At 65.9% G+C, this 15,409-nt stretch carries 18 protein-coding genes and 1 tRNA gene; 7 read left to right on the forward strand and 12 right to left on the reverse strand.

All coding sequences use genetic code 11. The features are described from left to right. The first annotated feature begins 37 nt into the window (after positions 1–37). Positions 38–112 (forward strand) — tRNA-Val (locus B4N44_RS16365). Positions 113–869: 757 nt separating this feature from the next. Here the strand turns inward: B4N44_RS16365 and B4N44_RS16370 are convergent. From B4N44_RS16370 to B4N44_RS16400, 7 genes are all read right to left on the reverse strand, one after another. Beyond that, positions 870–1,283, reverse strand: coding sequence for an ATP-binding protein (locus B4N44_RS16370; protein ID WP_296703037.1), 414 nt, complete (start codon positions 1,281–1,283; stop codon positions 870–872). Between the two features lie 74 nt (positions 1,284–1,357). Beyond that, positions 1,358–1,981, reverse strand: coding sequence for a YbhB/YbcL family Raf kinase inhibitor-like protein (locus B4N44_RS16375; protein ID WP_296703039.1), 624 nt, complete (start codon positions 1,979–1,981; stop codon positions 1,358–1,360). 325 nt (positions 1,982–2,306) lie between these two features. After that, positions 2,307–2,744, reverse strand: a complete 438-nt coding sequence (locus tag B4N44_RS16380; protein WP_296703042.1) for a YqaA family protein — start codon at positions 2,742–2,744, stop codon at positions 2,307–2,309. 51 nt (positions 2,745–2,795) lie between these two features. Then, positions 2,796–3,269, reverse strand: coding sequence for a hypothetical protein (locus B4N44_RS16385; RefSeq protein ID WP_296703044.1), 474 nt, complete (start codon positions 3,267–3,269; stop codon positions 2,796–2,798). A 39-nt stretch (positions 3,270–3,308) separates the two neighbouring features. Continuing rightward, complete coding sequence (locus B4N44_RS16390; protein WP_296703048.1) at positions 3,309–5,075, reverse strand: TRAP transporter large permease; 1,767 nt, start codon at positions 5,073–5,075, stop codon at positions 3,309–3,311. Beyond that, positions 5,072–5,686 carry a TRAP transporter small permease subunit gene (locus B4N44_RS16395; RefSeq protein ID WP_296703049.1) on the reverse strand — a complete coding sequence of 205 codons (615 nt, stop codon included), beginning with the start codon at positions 5,684–5,686 and terminating at the stop codon, positions 5,072–5,074. Before B4N44_RS16395 ends, B4N44_RS16390 begins: the two co-directional genes overlap by 4 nt. A gap of 174 nt (positions 5,687–5,860) precedes the next feature. Beyond that, positions 5,861–6,943 carry a TRAP transporter substrate-binding protein gene (locus B4N44_RS16400; protein WP_296703051.1) on the reverse strand — a complete coding sequence of 361 codons (1,083 nt, stop codon included), beginning with the start codon at positions 6,941–6,943 and terminating at the stop codon, positions 5,861–5,863. A 507-nt stretch (positions 6,944–7,450) separates the two neighbouring features. Between B4N44_RS16400 and B4N44_RS16405 the strand changes: the two genes are divergently transcribed. Further along, positions 7,451–7,837: a hypothetical protein gene (locus B4N44_RS16405; protein WP_296703054.1), complete on the forward strand. Its 387-nt coding sequence runs from the start codon at positions 7,451–7,453 to the stop codon at positions 7,835–7,837. Between the two features lie 94 nt (positions 7,838–7,931). On the opposite strand, the gene B4N44_RS16410 is transcribed toward B4N44_RS16405, so the two are convergent. Both B4N44_RS16410 and B4N44_RS16415 read right to left on the reverse strand, forming a co-directional pair. After that, positions 7,932–8,543 (reverse strand): NAD(P)-dependent oxidoreductase, encoded by a 612-nt coding sequence (locus B4N44_RS16410; protein WP_296703057.1) that lies wholly within the window; start codon positions 8,541–8,543, stop codon positions 7,932–7,934. Positions 8,544–8,714: 171 nt separating this feature from the next. After that, entirely contained in the window at positions 8,715–9,341 is a 627-nt protein-coding gene (locus tag B4N44_RS16415) for a substrate binding domain-containing protein (RefSeq protein ID WP_349681099.1), read from the reverse strand. Between the two features lie 275 nt (positions 9,342–9,616). Here B4N44_RS16415 and B4N44_RS19995 point away from each other — a divergent pair, with 275 nt between their 5' ends. From B4N44_RS19995 to B4N44_RS16435, 5 genes are all read left to right on the forward strand, one after another. Continuing rightward, the gene (locus B4N44_RS19995) at positions 9,617–9,883 is read left to right on the forward strand and encodes a YceI family protein (protein ID WP_414718163.1); all 267 of its coding nucleotides are present in this window, start codon (positions 9,617–9,619) and stop codon (positions 9,881–9,883) included. Continuing rightward, complete coding sequence (locus tag B4N44_RS16420; protein ID WP_296703059.1) at positions 9,778–10,164, forward strand: hypothetical protein; 387 nt, start codon at positions 9,778–9,780, stop codon at positions 10,162–10,164. The genes B4N44_RS19995 and B4N44_RS16420 overlap by 106 nt, the downstream gene beginning before the upstream one ends. A 121-nt stretch (positions 10,165–10,285) precedes the next feature. Then, entirely contained in the window at positions 10,286–10,594 is a 309-nt protein-coding gene (locus B4N44_RS16425) for a monooxygenase (protein WP_296703060.1), read from the forward strand. A gap of 86 nt (positions 10,595–10,680) precedes the next feature. Continuing rightward, positions 10,681–10,992, forward strand: coding sequence for an NAD(P)-binding protein (locus B4N44_RS16430; protein WP_296703062.1), 312 nt, complete (start codon positions 10,681–10,683; stop codon positions 10,990–10,992). After that, entirely contained in the window at positions 10,980–11,627 is a 648-nt protein-coding gene (locus B4N44_RS16435; protein ID WP_296703064.1) for an NAD(P)/FAD-dependent oxidoreductase, read from the forward strand. The genes B4N44_RS16430 and B4N44_RS16435 overlap by 13 nt, the downstream gene beginning before the upstream one ends. 246 nt (positions 11,628–11,873) lie before the next feature. Here the strand turns inward: B4N44_RS16435 and B4N44_RS16440 are convergent, their stop codons facing one another. The 3 genes from B4N44_RS16440 to B4N44_RS16450 all read right to left on the reverse strand — a co-directional run bounded on the left by B4N44_RS16440 (position 11,874) and on the right by B4N44_RS16450 (position 15,375). Beyond that, a complete protein-coding gene (locus tag B4N44_RS16440; protein WP_296703068.1) occupies positions 11,874–12,722 on the reverse strand; it encodes an HAD-IIA family hydrolase in 849 nt (282 codons plus the stop codon). A 231-nt stretch (positions 12,723–12,953) separates the two neighbouring features. Beyond that, positions 12,954–13,730 carry an SDR family oxidoreductase gene (locus B4N44_RS16445; protein WP_296703071.1) on the reverse strand — a complete coding sequence of 259 codons (777 nt, stop codon included), beginning with the start codon at positions 13,728–13,730 and terminating at the stop codon, positions 12,954–12,956. A 28-nt stretch (positions 13,731–13,758) separates the two neighbouring features. Further along, complete coding sequence (locus tag B4N44_RS16450) at positions 13,759–15,375, reverse strand: phosphate acyltransferase (RefSeq protein ID WP_422664318.1); 1,617 nt, start codon at positions 15,373–15,375, stop codon at positions 13,759–13,761. Positions 15,376–15,409: the final 34 nt, after the last annotated feature.

The following is a 15,409-nucleotide window of genomic DNA, read 5'->3' on the forward strand; positions in this document are numbered from 1 at the left end:
CGCGCCAACCTCGCCTGGTACATTGCATCGCTCAGTCGGGCGCATAGCTCAGCGGGAGAGCACTGTCTTCACACGGCAGGGGTCGGTGGTTCGATCCCACCTGCGCCCACCAACAAAACAAGAGCTCACGAAGAACCGGCCCAAAGCCGGTTTTTTTGTACGTGTGTCGGAAGTGCCGGCCACCTCGAACACAAAAAACCCGACACATGGCCGGGTCCGATATCGCGTCACGTCGGCTGGAAGGGTGTTCATCGTCAGGCGGCCGGCGTCCGTGCCGACCTCGCCGAGATCGATGTAATGGGCCGAGAGGTCGAGCGCGATGGTCTCCGTCAACGCATACCCGGTGCCGATGGCAAGCCGATAGGCAAAGTTGGTCCGTTCGCCGTCGGGCGTGACGCTGATCTTGTGCCGCCTGGTGTTCTCCGGGAAGAGATAGGTTATCTCTCCGAGGCTGTTGCGAGCCACGCCGACGCCGGCCCCGATGTAGGGCTGAAAGCGGCCCAGGTCGATCCCGCTGAGTGGAGAGATCAAGGAAGACATTGGCCATGCCGTTCCAGGACTGGAGGTCCGCCGAGACCGGTTGATGGGAGCCGACCGAGAGAAAGTTCGCGTTGCCCTCGTAGTCGATCTCGAAGCGATAACCGAGCGAGAGATCGGTCCGTAGCCAAGGCAACAGTCGTCTGCCCACTGCAACCTCCAGCACGGGGTAGTTGCCGAAGTCGCCATAGGCCCCGATGGGTCTGCCGTCGTACCCCCTTGCACAGCCAAAGAGCGCGGCCGGCTGCCGCGATGAACAATCGCGATCGGAAAAGTCCGCGTCTTCGGACTGTTCATAACCGAGGGTGGCACGGACGTACCAGTCAGAGGCTTCAGCCAATGTTTCGAGGCCGAGAGAAAGAGGTTGGACGGGGCCGTCGTGCTCGGTCACCGCTCGGTCGACTATCCGGATTCTCGGCCGCCATGGCCAGCTCCTCGGCGTCGACGGTCTTGCCAAAGAAGAGATCGGCCCCCTGACGGGTCAGGCTGAGCTGGATGGGCTCGGGAGGCAGGCCATATTTGCAGGCGTTGTCGAGCAGATTGGCGAGGATGGTGGTCAGCAACAATGGATCGGCCGCGCCGAGCAGAATGATCCGCGCCCGCATCACGAGGCTCTGCGGCGCGCTGTGCTGGCCCACGATGGCCTCGAGACGGCGGCGGGGTTTGTTGGACAGGTCAATGGGGGCAGCAACACAGCGGGCCATGGCGAACGCGCCGACATAAGTGATATTGAACATGGCCATCATGTTGGCGTGTACACTTCACAAACGGTATCAGGATTTCCACTCTGCAGCCACTCTGCAGCACTAGCCAACCCCCATCAGACGGACGGGTTCAGGCTGTAGGTGCCGGTCAGTGTGGCCGTGGCCAGGACATGCCCCTCAAGCGCTTTGCGAACGGCTCTCCCGTCGAGTGTGTCGCTGATCTCCAGCGCCGGCACATCAAGAGCGTATAGCGTGAATAGGTAATGATGGATGCGCTCGTCATTCCAGGGCGGACAAGGACCGTCGTAACCGAAGTAGTCGCCCGCCATGTCGGTATCAGCGGCGAACCACCCCGTATAGTCATTCAGGCCATGACGCAACCCATCGGGCGCGCCCGGTCCCGACTTGCCCCGCGCGATGACGCCGCTGGAATGACTGCCTTCTGCAATCTCTGTGACGGAGGCGGGGATATCCATCAGGATCCAGTGGAAGAAATCGACCCGAGGCAAGGACGCCGGCACCGTGCGGCCCTCTTGATTCACGTCGCCGCCCCGACTCGGAACGTCCGGATCATGGCAGATCAACACGAACGAACGGGTGTCCTGCGGGACATCCGTCCAGGCCAGATGCGGATTGAGGTTGTCGGACAGGGCGATATGCGTCTCCGGTGCGATCCGGGCAAACGCATAGCGGGCGTTAATCGCCTCGCCCTCGGTGATGCTGGTGCTGAATAACTTCATAGCAGTCCTCTTTGTCGTGGTCTTGGTGGGGGCTTTTCATCGCTCCGCCCATGTCGGCGGGCGACGTGCGCAGTCAGGCCATCTTGGCCTGAGAGGATCAGTGCTGGAAGCCCTGATGGCCTCTGGCACGCGTGGGCCTCGATCTAGGATCATCGTTTCGGTCACATCGATCGGCCGTGTCCAGGTCGCCGCCCGCAGCCCGGGTACGCCGGATTCATCCGGCCCCCGAGCGCGCCCACGCGGCGGACTGAAGTCCGCCTCCTCAGGTGCCGACTGAAGTCGGCGTACCCGGGCGCAGGTCACGGGCACGGTGAGTCGCACCCCGTCACATCCATCCTAGCACCAGCGCACTTAAGACGAGATAACGGCCGCCTTTGGCAATCGTGACCAGGCAAAGGAACGGCCAGAGTGGCTCCCGGAGGAGGCCGGCGACCAGAGTGAGCGGGTCGCCGATGATAGGCACCCAGCTCAACAGCAACGACCAACGGCCGGTGCGTCGATAGAATCGCTGTGCCTGCGCCAACCGGGGCGCGCTGACCGGAAACCAGCGTCGATGGGCATAGCGCTCCAGGCCGCGCCCGATGGCCCAGTTCACCACCGCACCCAGAACATTGCCGACGGTCGCGACCGTCAACAACGCCCAGATTGCGTGGGCGTCGGCGAGCAGCAGTCCGACCAACAGGGCTTCGGACTGCAACGGCAGGAGACTGGCGGACCCCAGCGCGGCGAGGAACAGGCCGAGGTAACCGGCGAGCCCCGCCATCAGGCGGGCACGCCGGGCGTGACGCCCGTTTGGGTCTCGGCGCTAACCGGTCTAAGGCGTCAGCCCGAGCGCACTGCGCAGGGCTGCGGCGTCGGGTAGGAAGCGAATGGCGGTAATGGTTCCGGCATCGGCTTCGATCAGGGTGATCTTACCGGCCTCGCGCGGCAGCGTTGCAGTATCTTCCGGGCTGCGCCCGAGCAGCATCGGATAGGGTCGCTTGCGCATCTTCGGCAGGGCGATGACGCTGGTGATGATCCCCGGCATGGCGCTGATATCCGCCACGTAGAGGATGCCGGCGGCCTCCAGGCTCGCCGTCGTTTGGTCTTCCAGGGCGGTCTCGACCAGGCTCGACACATCCCGTTCGGCGCTGAAGATCACGGCCTTGGTTTGCGCGTTCAGGGCATGGGAAGCATCGTGCTGGTCTTTGTAGGTCAAGGCGGGCAGGGGCGCGCCGACCTCAACCGGTGTGCTCGCGGCTGCGAGGATCGGAAACAGGAGCAGGGTCAGGCAGAGCATGCGCGTCATGGGTGTAGTCCTCAAAATAAGGTCGTGATGACTGTGTGGTTACCAACCGGACTGGACGCCCGGACGGTTCGGATCTGCGGCGTCTGCGGGGTCTGCGGCATCATCGGCGGCGGCGGGGCCGCTACCCCAGCCGTCGCCGCTGCCGGGCTGGCCCCAGCCGTCACCGCTGCCCTGCACCTCGATGCGGATTTGATCCAGATCGACGTCGACGGGCTTCTCCAGACCGAAGGTGACGAGCTCCGGGAAGGCGATCAAAGCAACGACCATGCTGATCTGAATCAGCACGAATGCGATGGATCCGCGGTAGATGTCCACCGTGCGGATCCCTTCGATCCGCCGTCGGGTCACCCGGTCGATGTAGGCCTGCTTCGGTGCGACGCTGCGCAGATAAAAGAGCGCGAAACCAAAGGGTGGAGTCAGGAACGAGGTCTGCAGGTTCATCGCGAGCAGAACGCCGAACCAGACCGGATCGATGCCCAGGTTGTTGGCCACCGGGACCAGTAATGGGATGAGGATAAAGGCGATCTCGAAGAAATCCAGAAAGAAGCCCAGCAGAAAGACCAGGATGTTGACGAACACCAGGAAGCCGAGTTGACCACCGGGCAGTTGATCGAACAGGTGCTCGACCCAGGCCTGGCCATCCACCGCGGTGAAGGTGAAGCTGAAGATGGTCGAGCCGATCAGGATAAAGAGCACGAAGCAGGAAAGACGCGCGGTGGATTCCAGCGCCTGCTTGAGCAGCGCAAATGTGAGCTTGCGCCTGACAACGGCGATCAGCATGGCGCCGACGGCACCCAGGGCGCCGGCTTCGGTCGGTGTGGCCACGCCCAGAAAGATCGTGCCCAACACCAGGAAGATCAGCGCGAGCGGTGGGATCAGGACGAAGACCACGCGCTCGGTGATCCGTGAGAGCAAGCCGAGACCGAGCAGCCGATTCAATACCGCCAGGACCGTCGCCAGCAGTGCGCCGAACAGCATCGACACGACGATGACGACATCGCGTGCCGGCGTGACCTCGGTTCCCTCCAACAGGCTCATCAGCTCACCGTAACCCTGTCCGAAGGCCGTGGTGATCACGAGGATCGCGATGCCGAAGACCCCCAGCGAGCGCAGCCCCGAGTGTCCGTTGGATTCGCGGCAGGTGCGCGCCTGCGGTGGCAGTGCCGGCACCAGCGCGGGCTTGAAGATCGCCAGGACGATGATGTAGAGCACATACAGGCCAATGAGCATCAGCGCCGGGAGGAGTGCGCCCTTGTAGAGATCGCCGACACTGCGGCCGAGCTGATCGGCCAGCACGATCAGCACCAGCGAGGGCGGAACCACTTGCGCCAGCGTGCCCGATGCGGTGATGGCGCCGGTGGCGATCGCCGGGCTGTAGCCATAACGCAGCATGATCGGTAGCGAGATCAGCGCCATGGAGATGACCGAGGCTGCGACGATACCGGTGGTGGCCGCCAGCAGGGCACCGACGAGGATAACGGTCAAGGCCAGTCCGCCGCGCACCGGGCCGAAGACCTGGCCGACCGTATCGAGCAGATCCTCGGCCATCCCGCTGCGCTCCAGAACCAGCCCCATGAGCGTGAAAAAGGGAATCGCCAGCAGGGTCTCGTTCTGCATGATGCCGAAGACCCGCAGGGGCAGCGCCTGGAACAGACTTGGCGGGATCAGCCCCAGCTCGATGCCGATGAAACCGAACAGGAGTCCGCAGGCAGCCAGCGAGAAGGCGACGGGAAAGCCGGAGAGGAGAAAGAGGACAAGCGACCCGAACATGAGTTCGGGGCTGTGGGCCGCGAAGAATTCGATCATCGCGCCGCCGAGTCGACGCCCGGTGCTGTGGTGGCGCTGTCCGCCGGGCCGATCGCCGTCGGGGACACCGCAACGTCCTCAGGTGATTCTTTGATCAAAGGGTTCGGCCCAAGGCCGCGCAGGAAGGCCACCCGCTTGATCAGTTCCGAGATTCCCTGCAGTCCGAGCAGGGCGAACCCGGCGGGCACCAGTGCATACACCGGCCAGCGGATCAGCCCGCCCGAGTTCGACGACACCTCCCCGGATTGGTATGCCTGCACCAGGATCGGCCAGGAGAAGACAATCATGAACCAGCACAGCGGCAGCAAAAAGACCAGGATGCCGAGAATGTCGATCAGGATGCGCGTGGACATGGACAGCCGATTCGCGACCACATCCACGCGCACATGGGCGTCCTTCAGAAAGGTGTAGCCGGCACCGAGCAGGAAGACGGCGGCAAACAGATACCATTGGATCTCGAGGATGGCATTTGATCCGATATTAAATAGCTTGCGGGCGATGGCATTGGTCGCGCTGATCAGGGTTGCGGCCAGCACCAGCCAGATGATGATGCGACCGAAGAGGCGGCTGATCGCATCAATGACGCCGGAGAGACGCAGCAGTGCCTTCATTGGCCGACACCGGGCTGATCCGTGCGTTCGCGCAAGGTGCCCGACAGGGCGCAGTGGCACTGTTGGGTGGCGCGGCGCCTCTGTTCCTGACAGCCCCGCGTCATCGGCGTCGTCGTCCTGACGGAGAATGGCCGAGTAAGAAAGACTGAGAACAGCGCACGGCTCGGGCGCCGTCTACAGCTTCTGTGCCCCGAGGTATTGCGCATAGTTGCTTTCCGCCACGGCATCCCACTGCACTTGCTCGGCCTGAAAACGGCTGTAGTCGGTGAAGACCTTGCGCCAGCGCGGATTGGTCTCGTCCAGCTCGGCATAGACCTCGCGCGACGCCTTGAATGCGGCATCCATCACATCTTTGGGAAAGCGCACGAGCGTGGTGCCTTCGGCCACCAGTTGCTTCAGGGCGGCAGGGTTGCGTGCGTCGTAACGCGCCTGACAACCGGAATGCGCTGCTGCGGCGGCCGTCGTGACGATGCTCTGATACGCCTTGGGCAGGCTGTTCCACTGCTCGGCGTTGATGTAAAGCGAAAACTGGGTGCTGCCTTCCCACCAGGCCGGGTAGTAATAGTATTTGGCGACTTTATGCAGCCCGAGGCGAAGGTCGTCGTAGGGTCCGATCCATTCGGTCGCATCGATCGTGCCCTTCTCCAGCGCCTGGTAGATCTCGCCGGCAGGCAGGTTCTGCGGGACCACGCCGAGTTTGGCCAGCACCCGGCCGCCGAAGCCGCCGACGCGGAACTTCAGCCCGTCCAGATCGGCCACCGACTTGACCTCCTTACGGTACCAGCCGCCCATCTGTGCGCCGGTATTGCCGCAGGGGAGGTTCACGATCTGGTAAGGCGCGTAGAACTCGCGCAGCAGCTCCAGACCATTGCCCTCGTACATCCAGGCCGTCATCGCGCGGGAGGTCATCCCGAAGGGCACCGCGCAATCGAGCGCGAAGGTCTCGTCCTTGCCGAAAAAATAGTAGGGGGCCGTGTGTGCGCACTCCACGGTGCCTTGCTGGATCGCGTCCACCACACCGAACGCCGGCACCAGCTCGCCGGCCGGATGGACCGAGATGATGAAATTGCCCCCGGTGGCATCGGCGACATGTGCGGCAAAGGCTTCGCTCGCGCCGTACACCGTGTCCAGCGACTTGGGAAAGCTCGAGGCCAGGCGCCAGCGGATCGGTGCCTGTGCCTTGAGGATCGTCGGTGCAATCCCCGAGGAAAGAATCCCGGCGATGCCGGCGCCCTGCAGAAGTTGGCGGCGTTGCATAAAACTGTGTCCGTGGATGGGGGATTGCCTGACCGGAGATTGTAAGAACCAGGGCAGGGTGACACAACCGCGCGGACGGGCGCGGGTGGATCGGTTAGGTTGGCGTGTCTGCGGCGACCGGGTTGCGCCCGCGCTGTTTGGCCAGGTCGAGGGCGGTGTCGGCGCGTTTCAACAGGCTTAGCTCGGAGTCCCCGCGCTGGAATGTGGTGACCCCGGGGGGCATGTCCGACAGGCTGCCGGGAGGGGGAGTCGCGACCTGCCTGCGCGGATGAGCCGCTGAGCCAGCATGCCAAGCGACTCGTCTCATGAAAACCGACCCTTTGGTACGGCCGTTGTCCGGCGCTGGAGGCCATGAGATAAAAGAGTCCCGCCCTTGCGTGCGCGAGCCGAGGGGCAAAGCGTCAAAGGTGGCGTTGGCCGCTTTGAGAGCAACGTCTCCGTCCGCTTGCACCATTCGACCGTCTCGGGCAGCGTCGGGACTTTCCCTGCAGCACGATGGTTAACCCCATGACCACGCTCTTCTCGATCATCGAATCCCCGAACCATCCTCGATTCGACGCGCTCTATCAGCGCATCGGCATCACGCAGATCAAGCTCGCCTCGCAACGCAAGGCGCTGCAGGCACTCAAGTCGATCTCGCCGGACTGGATCGTGGCGGAGTTCTTCTACGGCTTCGGCAACAACTACGCCGGAGCCAATGTCAGCAACCTGGACGTCCTTCTCGCGGCCCTGCGCAAACAGGCACCGACGGCACGAACCATCGTGCTGGTCGGTAAAGAACAGGCGCAATATGTCCCGCGACTGGCCGAGCGCTTCCGGATCCATGCCGTGCTGACCATGCCGGTCACCGAGGCCGATCTCGAAGCGATCCTGCGGGGCACGCAAGCGCCCTAGCCGCGCTCGGGCAACCGACTCGCGGTCCTTGCGAGGAATAGCCGCCTCGCGATCAGACCGCCCCGCGTCGCACTCCCGAACCGACCCGGCCGGCTCAGGTCACCGCCGGGCATTGGTGCAGGTAAGAAGCATCCGTCAGCTGGCGCAGGACGAACTCGGCCACGTCTGCCCGGCTGACGAGACCGGCCATCAGGGATGGATCGGTGCCGCTGCGATAGTCGCCGGTGCGCGGTCCGTCGCCGAGCCCGCCGGGACGCACGATGGTCCAGTCCAGTCCGCTCGCCCGAATGAGACGCTCCTGTTCCGTCTTGGCCGCGATGATGGGTTGCAACACAGTGTCCATGGCCTGCTGAAAATCCGCGCCGACCTGCTCGCGACTGTCGCCGACCCCGAGCGAGGTCACGGCGATGAGCCGGCGCACGCCGTTGGCCTGCATGGCCTCGAGGACGCGTTGCGTGCCCTGTGCCTCGACCGGTTCGACGCCGACCCCGGAGCCCAGCACGCAGATCACGGCATCCGATCCCTGAACACAACGGCTGGTCGCCTCCTGATCGAGCACATCGCCGTGGATGAGCGTCACCCCGCTGTGCGCCTCGATCTTGGCGGGGTCGCGCACCAGTAATGTCACATTGTGACCCGCCGCGACGGCCTGCTCCAGAACCTGCCGGCCGGTCCCGCCGGTGGCGCCAAAAAGTGCGATCTGCATACGCGGATGTCCTCGAGGAAGGTGGTTGATCGAGACGGTCACCGGACCCGGCGACCCGGCGACCCGGCGAATGATACCGCGCCGGTTCGGTAACTCCCGCAACGGTCGCGCTTGTGCCAATCGACGCTGATCACTTCGCCGGATCGTTGGCGGCGGTGATCACGCGGCCGGTCAGGCCGTCGTCGTCTTCGTCTCGTCCGAGTCGTCACCGGGACACCTCATCCGCCGCGCCAGAAACTCGATCAAGGCCTGCACCCGGTGGGGCATGTAGCGATTGCTCGGCAGCAGGGCGTAAACGCCCAAATCCGGTGGCGTGAAGTCTTCGAGCAAGGTGACCATGCGGTGGTCCCGCAGATAATCCTCCGCGACGAAGTCCGGCACGCTGGTGATGCCAAGATCCTGCGCCGCCGCCGCCGCCAGGGCCTCGCCGTTGTTGGCCTGGAGCTTGAACGGCAGATAGAAGGTTTCCACCTCGCCGTCGATCCGGAAGGCCCAGGGCTGCACGACGCCCCGGTGGGTGTAGCCGAGCAGGGCATGGCCGGCGAGTTCGGCGGGATGCCGGGGCTGACCGTGGCGGGCCAGATAGGCCGGGGTGGCGATGACCTGGAGCCGCGAAGTCCCCAGCTTGTGCGCGATGTCGCCCGGCTCCAGGCGGGCGGTGATGCGCACCATCAGGTCCTTGCCTTCCTCCACCAGGTTCTGGGGGCTGTCGGTGAAATCCGTCGCCAAGGTGATGGCCGGATAGATTCGGGAAAACTCCAGCAGCAACGGCACCAGCTTCTTCAGCCCAAAGCTCAGGGGCCGGGGTCTTTGCGGGCAGCTTCATCCTGCGCCGGGGTGACTTCGCGATCGGCGAAGGCCCTGGTTCGCCTTCGACATCGTCGCCGACGACGTCGAGGTCAACTTTCAACTCGCCGTCACGCCCGACGACCAAACCCTTCCCATCACCCAACCACAACCACAACCTCAACCGCAATCTGAGACGACACATGAACAGACTGAGCCAACATTCCGCCGCCGCCATCCTCGTCGCCGCCTAGGCCACCGCCCTGGCCGCTCCTGAGACTTACCAGGTGGCCGGTTCCCACACCTTCCCGAGCTTCTCCTACAGCCACTTCGGCCTCTCCACCCAGGTCAGCCGCTTCAACACGACCACGGGCACGCTGATGCTGGACCGGGAGGCCAAGAACGGGGCCGTGGACGTCGTCATCGACACCCGCTCGGTCGAGAGTTGGTGCATTTTCTGCAGATTTGGATCATCCCGAGCCGCACCGGTGTCGCCCCGCGTTACCGGCGGCAGCGCTTCGAGGAGGCGGACAAGCGCGGCAGGCTGCGCTTGATCATCTCACCCGAGGGTGAGGAGGGGGCCCTGTCGGTCGATCAGGACTCCCGGGTCGATGCCGGACTGTTCGATGGACCGGAACAGCAGGTTCTGACCCTGCCGGAGAACCGCTTTGCCGATGTCCATGTGGCGCGCGGCGCGCTGTCGGCCAACGGCCAACGCCTCACTGCGGGGGACGGTGCCCGCCTGCGCAATGTCGAAGCGATCAGCTTCGGAGAGGGGGAGAACGCCGAGGTGCTGGTCTTCGACCTGCGCCCGGTCGAACTGTCCGGTGACTGAGGGCTGTTCGACCATCCGCGCAGACATGTATTGTTGTCGGCGAAGACATCGTCTCGGTCTGAACCGGGTCTGCGCAGTAGACTCGGCACCTAACCGTCCACCTCGCCAACGAGAGATCCCGATGCCCATCCTCCTACAGATCGACTTCCCCTTCCAGGGCCCCTGGGGCGCCGAGATGAGCGCCACCATGCAGGGTCTCGCCGCATCCATCGCCCAAGAGCCCGGCCTGCTCTGGAAGATCTGGACCGAGAGCCCCGAGACGGGCGAGGCCGGCGGCATCTACCTCTTCGCCGACCGCCCCAGCGCCGAGACCTATCTGGCGATGCACACCGAGCGACTCGTCGGCTTCGGTGTGCCGCACGTCAACGCCAAGCTCTTCGAGGTGAATCGGGAGCTCTCGGCGATCGACCGGGCACCGCTCGGCGCTTGACCGACAAGGATCCGGAACGTGAACACCGTCGGACAAGCCTACGGCAAGATCCAAGGGGCGACTCGGCGGATCTCAGGGAGGGTGACATGATGGTCGAGGCAGAGCGAATCGCAGTCATCGGCTCCGGCATGGCCGGACTCGCCTGCGCGCGGCGCCTGACCGAGGCGGGCCACGCGCCGGTGGTGTTCGACAAGGGGCGGGGCATCGGTGGGCGACTGGCCACGCGGCGCACCCCCGAGGGCTGGCAGTTCGATCATGGCGCCCAATACATCACCACCTCATCCCCCGGCTTCCAGGCCCTGCTCGAGCAGGCCGAGCGCGCCGGTGCCGCCGCGCGCTGGGCCGACGCGGGTCGGAGCGCCCGCATCTCGTGGGCATGCCGGGCATGCGCGGATTAGCCGCCGAGCTGGGACGTGGCATCGCGATCCACCAGGGTGTCGAGGTTCTGGCCCTGCGTCAGTCTGATCGGGGCTGGGAGCTGACCCTTGCCGAGGGCACGCGGGTGTTCGACCGGGTCGTCGTCACCGCGCCCGCGCCACAGATCGCGCGCCTGCTCGGAGCCGAGCATCCGATCACCCGGACGGTCGCCCAGGTTCGGCTCGACCCCTGCCTGACCCTCATGGCCGCCTTCGATCCCGACACCCCGCGGCCCTTCATCAGCCAGGCCGATCCAGAGGCGCCCTTGGTCTGGATCGCCCAGGACAGCAGCAAACCCGGACGCGCCGCGCCGCTCTGTTGGGTGGCGCAGGCCAGCCCGGCCTGGAGCACCGCGCATCTGGAGCTTGATCCCGAGGCCATCGTCGCGCAGATGCTGCCTCTGCTGTGCGCGCGCCTCGGCGCGACGCTGGAGACCGTCCGACATGCCGCCGCGCATCGCTGGCTCTACGCCCGGGTCGCCGTGCCGCTCGGGCAACCCTTCGTCCGCGACCCCTCCGGCACGCTGTACGCCGGCGGCGACTGGTGCCTCGAGGCGCGGGTCGAGGCCGCTTGGGCCAGCGGCGAAGCCATCGCGCAAGACATCATCGCGGGTTGACCCCCTGCACCACGTCGACCGTATCATCGAAGCCCCCGCCGGCGTCCTCTGGCGCATCCTGACCGACCCCCGCGAATGGCCGCGCTGGGGGCCGAGCGCGCGCTGTGATGACCCCGGCGGCGCTGATCGGCCCCGGCATGCACGGTCGGATCCAGACCCGGGTCGGCCTTTGGCTCCCCTTCGAGATCACCCGCTGGGCGCCCTTCTATCGTGATGGGGCGATCCCACCCCGGCACGCGGAAGGGATCACTCCGCAAGCGACGGCAGCACCCAGGTCGGGCGTACCGCACTCCCGCCCGCCCCAGTCCCCGGCGCCAGCCCGGTGCCGACCAGCACCGCATCGAGACCCGCACCCAGGGCACCCGCGATGTCGGTCGCGAGCTGATCGCCGAGCATGACCGGCCGGGATGCACCGAGCCGCCGACAGGCCGCATCGAAGATCGCGCGGCTCGGTTTGCCCAGGCGCGTAAAGCCGATGCCCCGCTCGGGCCAGCGCTCGCGGATAACCGCTTCCAGCATCGCGGCCAACGCCCCTGCCGTGAGCGCGACCCGCCCGGGGCGCACCGGATACATCAGATCGGGGTTGCAGAGCAGCAACCGCAGCGGCGCGCCGGCATCGAGGCGGCGCACCAGCAGACTCAGCGCGAGATCCAGGTGATCGGGCCAGCACAGGTCCTGCTGATCGGCGACGATGAGGGCCTCGGCGTCGACATCCTCCTCGAAGGGCACGACGATGGCGCCCGCCCGCTCGGCATAGCGGCGCGACCCCTCCGGTCCCAGCACCAGGGCGCGCACCCCGCGGAGATCGCCGGCCACGCCGGGATCGGCCAACAGCGCACCCGAGGTCAGAATGCGCTCGGGCGGGATCGCCAACCCCACCGAGGCGAATCCCCGGCTCAGCGTCTCGGGGAGCCGGCTGGCGGCGTTGGTGACCACCAGCCACGGGCAACCGTCGCGCTCCAGGTCAGCGAGCAGCGCGGCAGCCCCCGGAAGGGCACGTTCCCCATCGAGCAGCACCCCGTAGGCATCGAGCAGGAAGCCATCGTAGCGACGACGCAGCGCCGCCAGGTCGGTGAGCGGTACATCCGACGTCATCGCATATCCTCCAGATCGAGTCGGTACCGCATCAAGGCATCTTCAGCGCCGGAGCAAGCGCCCGTCGGTCCCTGCGCGGCATTGATGTAGGTCCGCCCGCGTGCTCCTCACCGTCACTGGCGGCGAGGGGCTCACCTCAGCCGCGCTTCGGCGGCATCCGGCATTGGTGCGGGTAGGGTAGACCAGTGCGCCCCCGAGGGCGGCTGAGGTGGCCCACGCACCCTCTATAGCTCACTCCGCATAGATCATGGTCCGGGTCATACCGCCATCGACGACCAGATTCTGGCCGGTGATGAAGCCCGCACTCGGGCCGGCGAGGAAGCGAACCGCCGCCACGATATCGGCAGGCTCGCCGACGCGCCCGACGGCATGCTGGGTCCGGTCGATCGTGCGGTGGTTCGGGGCGCGCCGGTGGGCCGACCTCTGAAGGGGCCCCGTCTCGATCCAGCCGGGGCTGATCGCATTGACGCGGATCAGCGGCCCGAGACTGATCGCCGCGGCATGGGTGAAGGCGAGCAACCCGCCCTTGGCCGCGGCGTAGGCTTCGCAGTGGGGCTCCGATTGCAGGGCACGGGTCGAGGCGATGTTGACGATGGCGCCCCGGCGCGCGCGCAGCCCCGGGATGGCCGCGCGGGTGCAGAGAAAGGCCCCGGTCAGGTGACCGTCCAGCCAGCGCCGCCAACCCGCGAGCGAGAGCGCTTCGAGCGGTCCGCTCACCGGATCGGCAAGCCCGGCGTTGTTCACCAGCAGGTCCAGCCCGGCAGGCTCGCACGCGCGCGCCTGCCACGCCTGAAGCGCGGCGAAGCCAGCAGCGACCGCCGTCTCCTCACCCACGTCGGTCGTCAGCCCGAGCAATGCGAGACTCGCCGGATCGGCCGTCAGCTCGGCGAGGGCCTCGGCATCGCGATCGAGCGCCACCACCCGCCAGCCCTCGGCCAGGAAGGTCTGCGTCAGGGCGCGACCGATGCCTTGCGCACCGCCGGTGATGAGGGCGAGGGGAACAGTCATGATCGAACGGACTCCCGCCGCGTCCCGATCAGGATACCGCTGAATCCCTTGCGGCGGCCGCGCTCGCCACGGCTAGGGTGGTCATGTTCAGGGTACGGCGCACGGTGGCGGCGGGGGTGAGGATGCAGGCCGTCGCGGCCGCCCCCATCAGGATCGGACCCACGGTCACGCCACCGCTGGTGGTGGTCTTGAGCACCGTGTAGAGGATGTTGGCGGCATCGAGGTTCGGACAGATCAGCAGGTTCGCCGAGCCGCCGAGGGTGGTTTCGGCCAGATAACGGCTGCGGATGTCTTCTTCCAGCGCGGCATCGCCGTGCAGTTCGCCGTCGCATTCGATCTCGGGGTGACTGGCCACGAAGAGGTCACGCGCCAGACGCATCTTTTTGGCCGACGCACGCTTGGATGAGCCGAAGCTCGAGTGCGACAGAAAGGCCACCTTCGGCGGCAGGCCGAAGCGCTGAATCTCCTGCACCGCCATCCAGGCAATCTCGGCCAGCTGTTCCGCGCCGGGGTCTTCGTTTACGTAGGTATCGGCAATGAAGAGCGGTCCGCCGCGCTCGGTCATCAGCGCGTTGAGTGCGGCGTAATTGCTCACGCCGGGCCGCAGGCCGATGATGCTGTGGATGCGCTCGAGATGGGTCTCGTAGCTGCCCGCCAGACCACAGATCATGGCGTCGGCGTGGCCCAGGGCGACCATCAGCGAGGCGATGATGGTGTTGGAGCGACGCACCGCCGCCTTGGCCACCTCGGGCGTGACGCCGTTGCGGCCCATGAGGCGGTGGTAATGGTCCCGGTACTGGTTGAAGCGCGGATCCTGCTCGGGGTTGACGTTCTCCACATCCTCTCCGAGACGCATGCGTAGGCCAGCCTTCTCGATATGGGCCTGGATCACGGCCGGACGTCCGATCAGGATAGGCCGAGCCAGGCGATCGTCGAGCGCGATCTGGGCGGCACGCAGGGCGCGTTCGTCCTCGCCGTCGGCGAAGGCCACGCGCTTTCTGGCGTCGGGCAGGGCCCTGGCGGCATTGATGACCGGGCGCATCAGGATGCCTGTTTGGTAAACGAAGAGCGTCAGGCTCTCCCTGTAGGCCTGCATGTCGGCAATGGGGCGCGTGGCCACACCTGAGTCGGCGGCGGCTTGGGCCACGGCGGGCGCAATGCGCAGGATCAGGCGCGTGTCGAAGGGCTTGGGGATCAGATAATCAGGACCGAAAACCAGGTCCTGTCCGACATAGGCCGTGGCGACTTCGGCGCTGGTCTCGCTCTTGGCCAGATCGGCGATCTCACGAACGCAGGCGAGCTTCATCTCCGCCGTGATCTTGGTGGCGCCGCTGTCGAGTGCACCGCGAAAGATATAGGGGAAGCACAGGACGTTGTTGACCTGATTGGGNNGCTCGGGGTTGGCCAGGGCCAGGATAACGGGCCGATCGGCCATGGTCTTCACCATCTCGACGGTCAGCACGCCGGGTGCGGAGCAACCCAAAAAGACATCGGCGCCGTCGACCACGTCGGCCAGGGTGCGTGCCTCTGTCTGCTGCGCATAGCGGGCCTTGGAGGCGTCGTATCCGCCCGGACGGCCCTCGTAGATCACGCCTTTGGAATCGACCATGAAGACGTGCTCGCGCCGGATACCCAGACCGACCATCACGTCGACGCAGGCGATCGCCGCCGCACCGGCA

This window comes from Thiocapsa sp. UBA6158 (genome assembly GCF_002423035.1).
Taxonomy (GTDB): domain Bacteria; phylum Pseudomonadota; class Gammaproteobacteria; order Chromatiales; family Chromatiaceae; genus Thiocapsa.